We start from the raw sequence: 13584 nt of genomic DNA, 5'->3' as shown, positions 1-13584 counted from the left end.
CTGTGCTGGTTCGCGCACGCCGGCCGCGCCCGGCCCACGCCGGACAGCCCGGCGATATTCGGTTTTTGGGGGACTCATGGCGAGCCAAGGCCATTCGGCACTGGCGCGTGCCGCGACGCATTGCGTGCTTCATCTGGGCTTGGTGCTGGGCACGGGGCCCATGCGCAGACCGCGGACGAGTTCGACACGGCACATAACCTGCTCGGCGATCCGGCCGGCCTGCGTTCGAGTGCCGCCGCCCATGGTGTGATTCTCGACGCCAGCCTCACAGCCGACTACTCGCGCGTACTCGACGGCGGCGCGCGCAAGCGGGCGAGCGCGGCGCGTTATCTCAGCGAAGCGGGCATCACCATCGACACCGAAACGGCCTTCGGGCTGCGCGGCGGTACCTTCTATATCGGCTATGTCGGCTTTCACGGCGACGACGGCAGCCGCGACGTCGGCGATTTTCAGGGCACATCGAACATCGATGCCGACGCTTTCGACGCGTTGTACAGCGTCTGGTATCGGCAGACGTTTTTCGACGAGCGGCTTGCGATCAAGATCGGCAAGGAAGACGCCAACACCGACTTTGCCTATGTGGGCAACGGCGGCGCCTTTATTCATTCATCGCCAGGGTTTTCACCCACCGTCCAGGCATTCCCCTCCTACCCGGATCCGGCAACCAGCGTGAGCGCGTTCGTGCGCGCGGGCAACGGCGTGTATATCGGTGCCGGTGTTTACGACGGCGCAACCCAGGCCGGGGTTCGCACCGGCTCGCGCGGGCCAAGCACGTTCTACGACGACCCCGGCGGCCTGTTCTCGATCGCCGAAACCGGCCTGGCATACGGCGACACGCACAACGGTCGCCTGGGCGTGGGCTACTGGCATCACTCGGGCGAGTTCGAGCGCTTCGATGCCGGCACCGAAGACCATGCCGACGGCGCCTATGTGGTCTGGGACCAGACGATCTATGCCGAACACGCATCGGGGCGTGAAGTCGGCCTGTTTGCCCAGTACGGCTGGGCCAACGCGGCGATCAGCGAGGTCGAACACCACGCAAGTACGGGCCTGCAGATCCACTCATTGCTGAGCGGTCGCCCCGATGATGTCAGTGGCCTGATGGCCAGCTACGTGGCGTTTTCGGACGCGCCCGCAGCCGGCTTTCGCGACGATCACGAACTCGCCATCGAAGCCTTCCACGCGATTCAGGCCACCGGCTGGCTCACCCTCAAACCGGATCTGCAGTACATCGTCAATCCCGGCGGCATGGGCCTGGACGACGCCACGGTCGCCACGCTGCGCGCGCAAATCTCGCTTTAAGACGAGCCGCGAGCCCAGCGCGGCGCGGCGCGGCGCGGAAACACCGACCGCTACTCGATCACGCCGCAGTACATACGCACGCCGCCCTTGCCGTGGTGGTGCTCGCCATGATCGTCGTACCGATCAGCTTCCGCATGCACCATCACCGCGCGGCCGGCGAGATCCGACACCGTCAGCCGCGGCGCGAGTACGGGCGTGGTCGCCGACCCGTCGGCCTCGACGGTCAGGTTGGGCAGATCGCCCAGATGGCCGTCGCCGTACGGCCCGGCATGACGTTCGGTCTGCTCCGGATCGTAATGTCCGCCCGCGGCACCGCCCGGCATCTTGTGATCCCCCATGCGGGTGGCGCCACAATCGGCGTTGGCGTGAATATGGGTGCCGTGTAGCCCACGCGACTGCAGGTCGTGCAGGGCGGGGGTGACGATGAGACCGTGTTCGGAATCGGCGAAGCGGATCGTGCCCACCGACTCGGCCTCTCCCTCACCCGTGATGTGATGCAGCGTGGCCGATGCTCCGGCGGCGTAAACCGCCGGACACACGGTCACGGCCGCCGCGGCCGCGATCGCGGCCCAGCGTGTGCGAATAGACATGTTTTCTCCTCTTTCCTACCGGTGACGCCGACCACGTCGCGCGCGTCGGCGCCTGTTCTTATATGTTGTGTTGCGCGCGACCAGTATAGCCGCGCCGGGCTAGCTCGTCGCCGCCAGCAGCGTCACCACCACCTCGCGCCGATGTGGCGCGCTACGGTGTTCATAGAGATAGATGCCCTGCCAGGTGCCCAGATTCAGCGTGCCGTCGGTGATCGGCACGGTCAGGTCCATGCCGGTGAGAATGCTGCGGATATGGCCGGGCATGTCGTCCGGGCCTTCCATGTCGTGCGCGAACATGGGGTCGCCATCGATCACGGCCTTCGACATCCAGCGTTCGACGTCGTCCCGCACGGTGGGGTCGGCGTTTTCACAGATCATGAGCGACGCCGAGGTGTGGCGGATGAATACATGGCATACCCCCGTTGCCACCTGTGCATCGCGCACGACCGCGTTCACGTCGGCCGTGATATCGCGCGTCGACCGGCCGGGGGTCTCGAAAGCGAGTGTCTTCTGCATAAGCGTGTCGCCGAAAGATGACTCGTGACAGCCTAACCCGCGAAAAACCGCGGCGTCGCATCGCGAGCGACGCCGCCGATTCGCCGCCTAAAGGGCGTCGAGTTTGGCCACCAGCATCTGATTGACCTCTTTCGGGTTCGCCTTGCCCTTCGAGGCCTTCATCACCTGGCCGACCAGAAAGCCCACGATCTTGGTCTTGCCGTCGAGATACTGCTGCACCTGGTCCGGGTTGTCCGCGATGACCTGGTCCACAAAGCCCTCGATCGCGCCGGTATCGGTGATCTGCTTGAGCCCGCGATCTTCGATGATGGCGTCCGCACTCTCGCCCTCGCCCTTGAACAGCGCCTCGAATACGTCCTTGCCGATCTTGCCGGAGATGGTGTTGTCGGCCACCCGCGCGATCAGACCGCCCAGCTGTGCGGCGCTGACCGGCGAGTCGGCAATCGCCAGGCCGTCGCGATTCAACGCGCCGGACAGATCGCCCATGATCCAGTTCGCCGCCGGCTTGCCGTGGGTTTTCGCATCGCCGCCCACCGCGGCCACGGTGGCCTCGAAATAATCCGCCAGGACGCGGGACTGGGTTAGCGCCACGGCATCCTCGGTGCTGACGCCATACGCCGCGACGAAGCGCTCGCGCTTGGCGTCCGGCAATTCGGGCAGATCGGCACGGGCGGATTCGACGAACGCCTCGTCGATAACCACCGGCAGCAGGTCCGGATCCGGGAAGTAGCGATAGTCGTGCGCTTCCTCCTTGCTGCGCATGGAGCGCGTCTCGTCGGCGTCCGGATCGTAGAGCCGAGTTTCCTGCACCACGGTACCGCCGGATTCGAGCACGTCGATCTGGCGCTCGACCTCGAACTCGATCGCTTTTTCCAGAAAGCGGAACGAGTTGACGTTCTTGGTCTCGGTACGTGTGCCGAACTCGCTCGAGCCGACCGGGCGCACCGAGACGTTCGCATCCACGCGAAACGAGCCTTCCTGCATGTTGCCGTCGCAGATGCCCAGATACTGGACCAGCGCGTGCAGCTTGCGGGCGTAGGCCACGGCCTCGGCCGCGCTGCGCATGTCCGGCTCGGACACGCACTCCACCAGCGGCGTGCCGGCCCGGTTGAGATCGATTCCGGTCTCGCGATCGAAGGCTTCATGCAGCGACTTGCCGGCATCTTCTTCGAGATGCGCGCGGGTGATGCCGACGCGCTTCTCGGCGCCGTCGCCCAGCACGATATCCAGATGCCCGTTGGCCACGATCGGCAGCTCGAACTGGCTGATCTGGTAGCCCTTGGGCAAATCGGGATAGAAATAGTGCTTACGCGCGAATACCGATGTCGGTGCGATATCGGCATCGATGGCCAGCCCGAACAACGTGGCCATGCGAATGACGTTGGCGTTGATCACCGGCAACACGCCCGGCAGCGCGATATCCACCGCACTCGCCTGCGTGTTCGGCTGGGCGCCGTAGGCGGTCGGCGCGGTCGAGAAGATCTTGCTTTGGGTCGCGAGCTGGATATGCACTTCCAGCCCGATCACGGTTTCCCAGGCCATTATTCGAATCCTGCCGGACGCTTGGTGTGCCAATCGGTGGTCTGCTGGTAGGCGTGGGCCGCACCCAGCAGCCGGGCTTCCTCGAACCAGGGCGCGAGCAGCTGCAGCCCGACCGGCAGCCCGTCCACGAAACCGGCCGGCACCGACATGCCCGGCAGCCCGGCCAGGCTGGCCGGCAGCGTGTAGACGTCGTTGAGATACATCGATACCGGATCGTCGAGCTTTTCGCCGAGTTTGAAGGCCGGCGCCTGGGTTACGGGTGCCGCGATCAGGTCCACGTTCTCGAAGGCGTTCGTGAAGTCCTGTGCGATCAGCCGGCGCGTCTTCTGCGCTTTCAAGTAATAAGCGTCGTAGTAGCCGGCCGAGAGCACATAGGCGCCGACCATGATGCGTCGCTGCACCTCGCGGCCGAAGCCTTCACCACGCGAGCGGGTGTAGAGATCTTCCAAATCGACCGGGTTCTCGCAGCGATAGCCGTAGCGCACGCCGTCGAAGCGGGCCAGATTCGACGACGCCTCCGCCGGCGCGAGCACGTAGTAGGTCGAAACGGCGAGCTCGGTATGCGGCAGCGTGATCTCGACGATCTCCGCCCCCCGTGCCTCGAACTCAGCGATCGCCGCGTCGATGACTTGGCGGCTGGCGTCGTCCAGCCCCTCGGCGAAGTATTCCTTCGGCAGGCCGACGCGCATACCCTTGAGATAGTCGTCGCCCTGATCGCCGAGGGCGCCGACATAGTCCGGCACCTCGCGCTCAACGCAGGTGGAATCGCGTTCGTCAAAGCCGGCCATGGCCTGCAGCACGTGGGCACAATCGTCGGCCGAGCGGGCAAAGCAGCCGCCCTGATCGAGACTGGAGGCGAAGGCGATCATGCCGTAGCGCGACACCCGCCCGTATGTCGGCTTGATGCCGGTCACGCCGCAAAGCGCGGCGGGCTGACGGATCGAGCCGCCGGTATCGGTGCCGGTGGCCGCCGGCACCAAACCCGCGGCCACCGCAGCGGCCGAACCGCCGGAGGAACCGCCCGGCACGTAGTCGGTGTTCCAGGGATTGCGTACCGGCCCGTAGAAACTGGTTTCGTTGGACGAGCCCATGGCGAACTCGTCCATATTGGTCTTGCCGAGCGTGACGGTGCCGGCCGCGGCCAGCCGTTCGACCACCGTCGCGTCGTACGGGGCAACGAAATTGTCCAGCATGCGCGAGCCACAGCTCGTGCGGGTGCCGCGCATGCAGAAGATGTCCTTGTGCGCGATCGGCAGGCCAGCCAACGGCGTATCGGCCGCCGCGCCGGAGTCGATTGCCGCGGCGCGCTCGCGGGCAGTATCGGCACAGCCGCTGATCAGCGTATTGAGCGTTTCATCGTGGGCGGCGATGCGATCGAGATAGCGCGTGGTCAATTCCGCCGCGCTCGTCTTTCCGGCGGCCACCGCGGCCACCATGTCGCGAATGCTGCGATCGTGGCTCATTCGATCACCTTCGGTACGAGATAGACGCCCTCTGCGGTCGCGGGAGCAATCGCTTGGAAATCGTCGCGGTCCGTCACCGGCACGGCGCGATCGGCACGCAGCCGCGCGGCGAGATCCAGCGGATGCGCCATGGGCTCGACATCGGTGGTGTCGGCCTTTTCCAGACTGGCCACGACATCGAGAATATTCGACAACTCGCCGGCATATTCGGCGATCTGGTCGTCATCCAGACCCAGTCGCGCAAGCCGGGCGACATTGCGTACCTGATCGGCGGTCAGACTCACGGGCTTTGCCTTTGCTGTGCATTGACGTGTGAAAAACGCAGCGCCGGCAGCGCTGCGCGGGCGTAAAACTAGCATAATCGACCCTGGCCTGACTGTCGGCGTTGCCGACACGCACCCCCATTGCTAGCATTGCGATCCTCAGTGCGTCGCGACGCGGAGTCGCGGTGCCCGACGCGCGTGTTCTCCACGCGCTTTTTTGTACTTGCCCCCGGGTGTGCCTCAATGCTGGACAACTTTCGCGGCCTGTTTCTCAACGATCTCTCGATTGATCTGGGCACGGCCAATACGCTTATCTATGCGCGCGACCAGGGCATCGTGCTCAACGAGCCATCGGTGGTCGCCGTACGCAGCGATGTTCGTGGCGGCAAGCGCATCGAGGCCGTGGGCCACGACGCCAAGCGCATGCTCGGGCGCACACCCAATCACATCACCACCATCCGCCCGCTCAAGGACGGCGTGATCGCCGACTTCACCGTCACGGAGAAGATGCTCCAGCACTTCATCCGCAAGGTGCACAAGAAGCGCATGCTGCGCCCGATGACGCGCGTGCTGGTCTGCGTGCCCTACGGCTCGACGCAGGTCGAACGTCGCGCGATCCGCGAATCCGCGTCGAATGCCGGCGCGCGGCGCGTGTATCTGGTCGAGGAGCCGGTCGCGGCCGCCATCGGCGCGGGCATTCCGATCGGCGAGGCGCGCGGCTCGATGGTTCTGGACATCGGCGGCGGCACCTCGGAAGTCGCGGTGATCTCGCTCAACGGCATCGTCTACGCGGAATCCGTGCGCACCGGCGGCGACAAGTTCGACGAGGCGATCGTCAATTACGTGCGGCGCCAGTACAACATGCTCATCGGCGAATCGACCGCCGAGTCCATCAAGCAGCAGATCGGCACCGCGTTCCCCGGCCACGAGGTCAAGGAGATCGAGGTTGTCGGCCGACATCTGTCGGCGGGCGTGCCGCGCGCGTTCACCCTCAACTCCAACGAAGTGCTGGACGCGCTGCAGGAGCCGCTGTCGAACATCACGAGCGCGGTCAAGCTGGCGCTGGAGTCGACCCCGCCCGAGCTTGGCTCGGACGTGGCCGAGCGCGGCATCGTGCTGACCGGTGGCGGCGCCCTGCTGGCCGACCTGGACAAGCTGATTTCGGAAGAAACCGGCCTGCCGGTGATCGTTGCCGACGACCCGCTGACCTGCGTGGCCCGTGGCGGCGGCATCCTGCTGGAAATGATCGATCGCAAGACCGGTCAGCTGCTCGCGCTCGAATAGCACGCAACGCAGTTGCGCAAGGCCTGTACGCCGGCCTAATCTGGCGCGATAACATCAGTTAATTCCACGGTTTCGGGGGCGTTGGGTGCGCGGACTCGCCGAGGACGACAAAACGCCGTTTCTGGGTCGCCGCATCGCGCCGGGCATCCGAATCGTCGCGATCGCGATCATCTCGATCATCCTCATGATGGTCGATCACGCCAGCACGTCCCTCACCCCGGTGCGCAGCACACTCGCCGTGGCGACACAGCCGATCCAGATGATCGCCGAGATGCCGGGCGAAATCGCGCATTACATGGGCCGGTATTTCGATCGCGGCCAGCTGATCACCGAAAACGAAGCCCTCGAGCAGAAGGTACTGCTGCTGCAGGCGCGTCTGCAGCGTCTGGCGTCGCTGCAGGCCGAGAACGAACGCATCCGTGCCCTGCTCGCCTCCGCCAGTTCGCTGGACCAGAACGTGCTCATCGCCCGCATTCTATCCGTGAGCCCCGACCCCTACCGGCACTACATCAAGCTCAACAAGGGCAGCACCGACGGTGTGTTCGTGGGCCAGGCCCTGGTCGATGCAAACGGCATCATGGGCCAGGTGACCGATGTCACGCCGCTGGATTCACGGGCGATTCTGATCACCGACGCGAATCACGGCATTCCGGTCGAGATCAATCGCACCGGGCTGCAGACCATCGCCCAGGGCAGCGGCAAGTCCAACGAGCTGCGCCTGCCGTTTCTCGCCAACAACGCCGACATTCGCGCCGACGATCTGCTGGTGACGTCGGGCCTGGGCGGACGCTACCCGGCCGGTTATCCCGTCGGCACGGTGACCAGCGTGGTGCATCAGCCCGGCGACGAGTTTCTCGACGTGGTCGCGAACCCGAGCGCGCATCTCAACCGCGGCCGCGAGGTGCTGCTGGTCTGGACGAGCAACACCGAAGCCCAGGCCCGCGAGGATGAAGCCATCACCGAGGCCGCACCCGCGGACGACGCCGGCGCCGAACCCACGGCACCATGATCATCGAACGCCGCGTCAGCGGCCTGTTGATCGTGGCCACGCTCGGCGCGGCGCTGTTTCTCGCGCTGCTGCCCCTGCCGGACGCGCTGTCGGCGGTGCGCCCGGCGATCTACCCGGCGACGGTGCTGTTCTGGGTGCTCATGCAGCCGATGAGCTTCGGGCTGATCGCGGCCTGGTGTTGCGGTATCCTCATAGACGTCATCTACGGCACACCGTTCGGCGAGCACGGGCTTGCGATGGCGGTGGCCGGCTATGCCGTGATCCGGCTTCGCGACCTGCTGTGGACTTTTCCGGTTTGGCAGCAGAGCGTGCTGCTGCTGCCGGTATTCATACTCTACGAATTCGTGCTGTTCTGGATCGACGGCGTCGCCGGCGCGGAAGTGAATCAGTGGTGGCGCTGGCTGCCGGTCTTGACCACGACGGTGATCTGGCCATTCTGGGCCTCGCTGCTGGAACGCATCGCCGAATTCGAGGTCGGATAGCGTGGGGTCTCAACTATCCTTCATAACCGCCTGAGCGGGTTCGCAAACCGCCGGCGCTTCGCGCGCCGATCAAGGAACGTGTCCGAGCGACGGGAGCAACTGACACCGAATGGCCGCCGATAACGCCATCAAGAACCATGCGGCCGAGCGCAGCATGTTTCTGCTGCGCACCGCGGTCGCGGGCGCGGTCATCGCCGTGCTCGTCGGCGTGCTGCTGTTTCGTGTGAGCTATCTGCAGGTGCTGCGTCACGGCTATTACGAGACCCGGTCCCAGGACAACCGCATGCGCGTGCAGGTGATGCCGCCGGTACGCGGGCTCATCTACGACCGCAACGGCGTCATCCTTGCCGACAACCTGCCGGCCTATCGCCTCGAGATCGTGCCCGAGCAGGTCGAGGACCTGTCCGCCACACTCGATCGACTCGCCAACATCATCGAGATACGCGACGCCGACCGGGATCGCTTTCATGAACGCGTGGCCAAGACCCCACGCTTTCGCGGCGTACCGATCCGGCTCAATCTGAGTCAACGCGAAGTCGCGCGCTTCGAGGTCAACCGCGGCGACTTCCCCGGCGTGGAAATCCGTGCCGGCCTCACCCGCCACTATCCGCTCGGCGCGGTGGCCGCGCATCTGGTCGGCTATGTCGGCGGCATCACCGTGCAGGATCTGCGCCGCGTCGACGAGAAGCGCTATCGCGGCTCGAACCACATCGGCAAGTCCGGGGTGGAGTACAGCTACGAATCGCGGCTGCACGGCGAACCGGGCTCGCGCGTGGTCGAAACCAATGCCAGCGGTCGCGCGCTGCGCGAGCTGGAAATGAACCGCCCGACCGCTGGCGAAAGCCTTTACCTGACGATCGATGCACGCCTGCAGAAAGCGGCGTTCGACGCGCTCGGCGACCAGGACGGCGCCGTCGTGGCCATGGACCCGAACACCGGCGGCCTGCTGGCGCTGGTATCCAAGCCGAGCTACGACCCGGACCTGTTCGTCGACGGCATCAGCCACATCAACTACAAACGGCTCATCACCGATCCGCACAAGCCGCTGTTCAATCGCGCGCTGCAGGGCCAGTATCCGCCGGGTTCCACGGTCAAGCCCGTGATGGCGCTCGCCGGGCTCGAAACCGACCAGATCGAGGCCGACAAGCAGGTGTGGTGCCCCGGTTTCATCACCCTGCCCGGCAGCAACCATCGCTACCGCGACTGGAAACGGTCCGGTCACGGCTGGGTGGACATGCCGGAGGCGATATTCCGCTCCTCGGACGTGTATTTCTATAAGCTCGGGCTCAAGCTCGGCATCGACAACATTCACCGCTACGGCGAGCTGTTCGGGCTTGGCGCGCGCACCGGCGTCGACCTGCCGCGTGAAAACAGCGGCATCATGCCGTCCCGGGCCTGGAAGAACGGCACCCGCAACCAGCCGTGGTATCCGGGCGAAACCCTCAACACCATTATCGGCCAGGGGTTCATGACCACCACGCCGCTGCAGCTGGCCCAGATGACCAGCCGCATCGCCGGACGCGGCGACGGCTACAAGCCGCATGTGCTGCGCGCATGGAAGAATCCGGTCGACGGTAGCGTGACGTCGAGCACGCCGACGCCGCTGCGACCGATCCAGCTCAACGATCCGGCGCACTGGCAGGTGGTGATCAAGGGCATGGAGGAAGTTATCGGCAATCCGCGAGGCACGGCCTATCACTACGTGGGCCAGAATCTGGACTACACGATCGCCGGCAAATCCGGCTCGGCACAGGTCACCAAGCTCGCACAGAACGAGGCCGCGCCCGACCTGGAAGACGTGGAACACCAGTTCCGCGACCACGCGCTGTTCGTGGCCTTCGCGCCGATCGAGAACCCCGAAATCGCGGTCGCCGTGCTTGTCGAGCATGGCGGCGGCGGCTCCAGCGTGGCCGGCCCGGTGGCGCGCCAGGTGATCGACGCCTTCCGCGCCCAGCCGCCGGTACTCCAGGCCTCTACGGGCAGCGGCCGATGAACGCCAACGCCACCAACGCGCCGTCAACGCTCTCCGAGTGGCTGGTTTACTGGCGTATCGATCTGCAGCTGCTGGTCGCACTGCTGTGCTGCGCCGCGCTTGGCCTGTTCGTGCTCTACAGCGCGTCGGGGCAATCCAGCGCGGTAGTGATCAACCAGAGCATCCGGCTGGGCATCGGCCTGTTCGGCATGTTGCTGGTCGCCCAGATACCGCCGGAATGGTTCCGGGTCGCCGCGCCCTGGGTGTTCGGCTTCGGCGTGTTCCTGCTGGTGCTTGTGGTGCTGCTCGGCGATACCGCCATGGGCGCGCGCCGCTGGCTTGATCTCGGCATCGTGCGCTTCCAGCCGTCGGAGCTGATGAAGCTGGCCGCGCCGCTCGCCGTCGCCGCCTATTTTCGCGATCGTAGCCTGCCGCCCAACCTGCGCGATGTCGGCATCGGCGCGCTGCTGATCGCGGTGCCGGTATTGCTCGTGGCGGATCAGCCCGATCTGGGCACCGCGCTGCTGATCGCGGCGGCCGGCGGCTTCGCGCTGTATTTCGCGGGCCTGCGCTGGCGCATCATCCTGCTGCTGGTGATCGCCGCGGCTGCGGCCGCGCCCGCGCTGTGGTTCAACATGCACGACTACCAGCAGGAGCGCGTGCTCACGTTCCTGAATCCGGCCCGCGATCCCACCGGGGCCGGCTATCACATCTCGCAGTCCAAGATCGCGATCGGCTCCGGCGGCGTGTTCGGCAAGGGCTGGCTCAACGGCAGCCAGGCGCACCTGAACTTCCTGCCGGAATCCGACACCGATTTCGTGTTCGCGGTCTTTGCCGAGGAAACCGGGCTGTTCGGGGTGATGGCCCTGCTCGGGCTGTACTGCTTCATCGTCGCGCGCGGGCTGTATATCGCCATGAAGAGCCAGGACACGTTCCAGCGTCTTGCTGCGGGCAGTCTGAGCCTGACGTTCTTCATCTATGTGTTCGTCAACATCGGCATGGTCGCGGGGCTGCTGCCCGTGGTCGGCGTCCCGCTGCCCCTGATCAGCTATGGCGGCACGTCCATGGTGATCCTGCTGCTCTCGTTCGGCATCCTGATGTCCATTCATACCCACCGGAAACTGCTCGCCACATGACACGATCCAAACTCCTGTTCGCGCTGGCGCTGGCCTGCGCGCCCGTGGTCGCCGCCGCAGCGACCGGCAACTACGCCCAGCGCCCGGAGGGCAAGGCCCTGCTGGAGCGGCTGCAGAACGCCGACGGCGTGGATATCGAGGAGGCACGCGCCCTGCTCGAAGACGCCAAGTACCAGCCCAAGATCGTGGCGACGATGCGCAAGCCGGCCGAGCGCACGCTGACATGGAAGGACTACCGGCCGATCTTTCTGCAGCCCGAACGCGCGCAAAAGGGCGCGGATTACATCGCCGAGCATCGCGAACTGTTCGAACAGGCCGAAGACGAATACGGCGTACCGGCCCACATCATCGCCGCCATCATCGGCGTGGAGACCAAGTACGGCGCCTTTCTCGGCCGTGATCGCGTGCTCGACGCGCTCGCCACGCTCGGCTTCGACTACCCGGAGCGCTCGGCCTATTTCATGCGCGAACTGGAAGGCTTCATCGAACTGTGCGTCGAGGAGGATCTGGCCTGCGATCGCGAAATCGGCTCCTATGCCGGCGCCATGGGCCTGCCGCAGTTCATGCCCTCGAGCTATCGCGCCTATGCCGTGGACGGCAACGACAACGGCAAGCGCGACCTGTGGGAAGAACCGGCCGACATCATCCACTCGGTCGCCAACTATCTCGCGGAACACGGCTGGCAGCGCAATGCCCGTGTCGCCCTGCCGGCGTGGATCGGCGACGACGGCGATCTCGACGACATCGAGCGCAGCAAGCGCAAGCCCGCCTATCGCTGGGATGCCCTGCGCAAGCTCGGTATTCGCGTCGACGACCCGCCGCCGGCCGACGCCGATGTCGGTCTGCTCCAGTTCGAAGGCGCGCACGGCACCGAGTACTGGCTCGGCCTGAACAACTTCTTCGTAATCACCACCTACAACCACAGTCCGCTCTACGCCATGGCGGTCTACCAGCTGGGGCAGGAAATCGCGCTGGCCCGGCAGACCGCGGCTGACGACGACGAGTCCGCGCCGTGACCCGCTGGCGGCTGCCAGTTCTGCTCGCCTGTACGGCGGCGCTCGTCGCCGGCTGCGCGAGCCAGCCGCGCTCGTCCGGCGGCAGCGGCGGCTCGCCCTCGCCGCAGGCCAGCAAGGGCGGCGGCTACTATCAGAACGACGGCCCGCCGGATGACGAGAACATCGATCTCGATGCCGTGCCGGACGCGATCCCGCGCGACGAGCCGTTCTCGCGCTACGGCAACCCCGACAGTTACGAAGCGCTGGGCAAGACCTATTACGTGCTCGACAGCGCCGCGGGCTTCAGCCAGACCGGTCGCGCCAGCTGGTACGGCAAGCAGTTCCACGGTCGGCGCACGTCCAGCGGCGAGCCGTACAACATGTTCAAGATGACGGCCGCCCACAAGCGCCTGCCCATCCCCAGCTATGTGCGCGTGACCAATCTGGACAACGGCAAGCAGGCAATCGTGCGCGTGAACGATCGCGGGCCCTTCCACGACGGCCGCATCATCGATCTGTCCTATGTCGCGGCACGGCGGCTGGACGTGGTCACCCATGGCAGCGTGCCCGTTCGTATCGAAACGGTCACACCCGCGTCGCTGCGCGCGGAGCAGCGCAATCAGGCAAGCGCGAGCCGCCAGCAGGCGCGCGCCGCGACGCCGCGGCCGCCGCAGCGCCAGGCACGGCCTCAGCCGCCGACCGCGCCGACGCCGCAATCGAACCGGGCCACACAGACCGGCAGCAGCCCCGGTCGCCCCATACGTGTCGCCAACCGTATCGGCACCGCCGACACCGGCCTCTACATCCAGAGCGGAGCCTTCGGCGAACGCGGCAACGCCCAGCGGCTGAAAGCGCGTCTGCGCAATGCCGGGTTCGGCAAGGTCACCGTGGTGCCGCCGCAGGGCGAGGCATCGCTGTACCGCGTGCATCTGGGGCCGTTCGAGGATGAACGCAGCCGCGCGCTCAATCGTCAGATTCTCGTCGAACAGGGGTTTTCCGCCCGCGACGTGAATCGTTAGCTCCCATGCCC

Annotated in this window: 13 protein-coding genes; 8 read left to right on the top strand and 5 right to left on the bottom strand. The window is 65.9% G+C overall.

Annotated features, from left to right (window positions below; genetic code table 11):
• Positions 1-120 precede the first annotated feature (120 nt).
• Positions 121-1302, top strand: coding sequence for a carbohydrate porin (locus J7355_RS13990; RefSeq protein WP_209063736.1), 1182 nt, complete (start codon positions 121-123; stop codon positions 1300-1302).
• A gap of 50 nt (positions 1303-1352) precedes the next feature.
• Here the strand turns inward: J7355_RS13990 and J7355_RS13985 are convergent, their stop codons facing one another.
• From J7355_RS13985 to gatC, 5 genes are all read right to left on the bottom strand, one after another.
• Entirely contained in the window at positions 1353-1892 is a 540-nt protein-coding gene (locus J7355_RS13985) for a superoxide dismutase family protein (protein WP_209063734.1), read from the bottom strand.
• 99 nt (positions 1893-1991) lie between these two features.
• Positions 1992-2408 (bottom strand): secondary thiamine-phosphate synthase enzyme YjbQ, encoded by a 417-nt coding sequence (locus J7355_RS13980; RefSeq protein WP_209063732.1) that lies wholly within the window; start codon positions 2406-2408, stop codon positions 1992-1994.
• Positions 2409-2495: 87 nt separating this feature from the next.
• The gene (gatB, locus tag J7355_RS13975) at positions 2496-3950 is read right to left on the bottom strand and encodes an Asp-tRNA(Asn)/Glu-tRNA(Gln) amidotransferase subunit GatB (RefSeq protein WP_209063730.1); all 1455 of its coding nucleotides are present in this window, start codon (positions 3948-3950) and stop codon (positions 2496-2498) included.
• A complete protein-coding gene (gene gatA, locus J7355_RS13970; RefSeq protein WP_209063728.1) occupies positions 3950-5413 on the bottom strand; it encodes an Asp-tRNA(Asn)/Glu-tRNA(Gln) amidotransferase subunit GatA in 1464 nt (487 codons plus the stop codon). Before gatA ends, gatB begins: the two co-directional genes overlap by 1 nt.
• Positions 5410-5697, bottom strand: a complete 288-nt coding sequence (gene gatC, locus J7355_RS13965; RefSeq protein ID WP_293620198.1) for an Asp-tRNA(Asn)/Glu-tRNA(Gln) amidotransferase subunit GatC — start codon at positions 5695-5697, stop codon at positions 5410-5412. The genes gatA and gatC overlap by 4 nt, the downstream gene beginning before the upstream one ends.
• Positions 5698-5919: 222 nt before the next feature.
• Here gatC and J7355_RS13960 point away from each other — a divergent pair, with 222 nt between their 5' ends.
• The 7 genes from J7355_RS13960 (at position 5920) to J7355_RS13930 (ending at position 13573) form a co-directional block, all read left to right on the top strand.
• Positions 5920-6960 (top strand): rod shape-determining protein, encoded by a 1041-nt coding sequence (locus J7355_RS13960; RefSeq protein ID WP_209063724.1) that lies wholly within the window; start codon positions 5920-5922, stop codon positions 6958-6960.
• An 85-nt stretch (positions 6961-7045) separates the two neighbouring features.
• Positions 7046-7969, top strand: coding sequence for a rod shape-determining protein MreC (gene mreC, locus J7355_RS13955; protein WP_209063723.1), 924 nt, complete (start codon positions 7046-7048; stop codon positions 7967-7969).
• Positions 7966-8451 carry a rod shape-determining protein MreD gene (gene mreD / locus J7355_RS13950; protein WP_209063721.1) on the top strand — a complete coding sequence of 162 codons (486 nt, stop codon included), beginning with the start codon at positions 7966-7968 and terminating at the stop codon, positions 8449-8451. The genes mreC and mreD overlap by 4 nt, the downstream gene beginning before the upstream one ends.
• A 109-nt stretch (positions 8452-8560) precedes the next feature.
• Positions 8561-10444, top strand: a complete 1884-nt coding sequence (gene mrdA / locus J7355_RS13945; protein WP_209063719.1) for a penicillin-binding protein 2 — start codon at positions 8561-8563, stop codon at positions 10442-10444.
• Positions 10441-11559, top strand: coding sequence for a rod shape-determining protein RodA (rodA, locus tag J7355_RS13940; protein ID WP_209063717.1), 1119 nt, complete (start codon positions 10441-10443; stop codon positions 11557-11559). The genes mrdA and rodA overlap by 4 nt, the downstream gene beginning before the upstream one ends.
• The gene (gene mltB, locus J7355_RS13935) at positions 11556-12575 is read left to right on the top strand and encodes a lytic murein transglycosylase B (protein WP_209063714.1); all 1020 of its coding nucleotides are present in this window, start codon (positions 11556-11558) and stop codon (positions 12573-12575) included. Before rodA ends, mltB begins: the two co-directional genes overlap by 4 nt.
• Positions 12572-13573 carry a septal ring lytic transglycosylase RlpA family protein gene (locus tag J7355_RS13930; RefSeq protein ID WP_209063713.1) on the top strand — a complete coding sequence of 334 codons (1002 nt, stop codon included), beginning with the start codon at positions 12572-12574 and terminating at the stop codon, positions 13571-13573. The genes mltB and J7355_RS13930 overlap by 4 nt, the downstream gene beginning before the upstream one ends.
• Positions 13574-13584: the final 11 nt, after the last annotated feature.

Source organism: Endozoicomonas sp. G2_2, from assembly GCF_017744135.1.
In the GTDB taxonomy this organism is placed as follows: domain Bacteria; phylum Pseudomonadota; class Gammaproteobacteria; order Nevskiales; family Salinisphaeraceae; genus Salinisphaera.
Note: the sequence above shows the minus strand (reverse complement) of the source record. Positions and strands in the feature narration are given on the sequence as shown.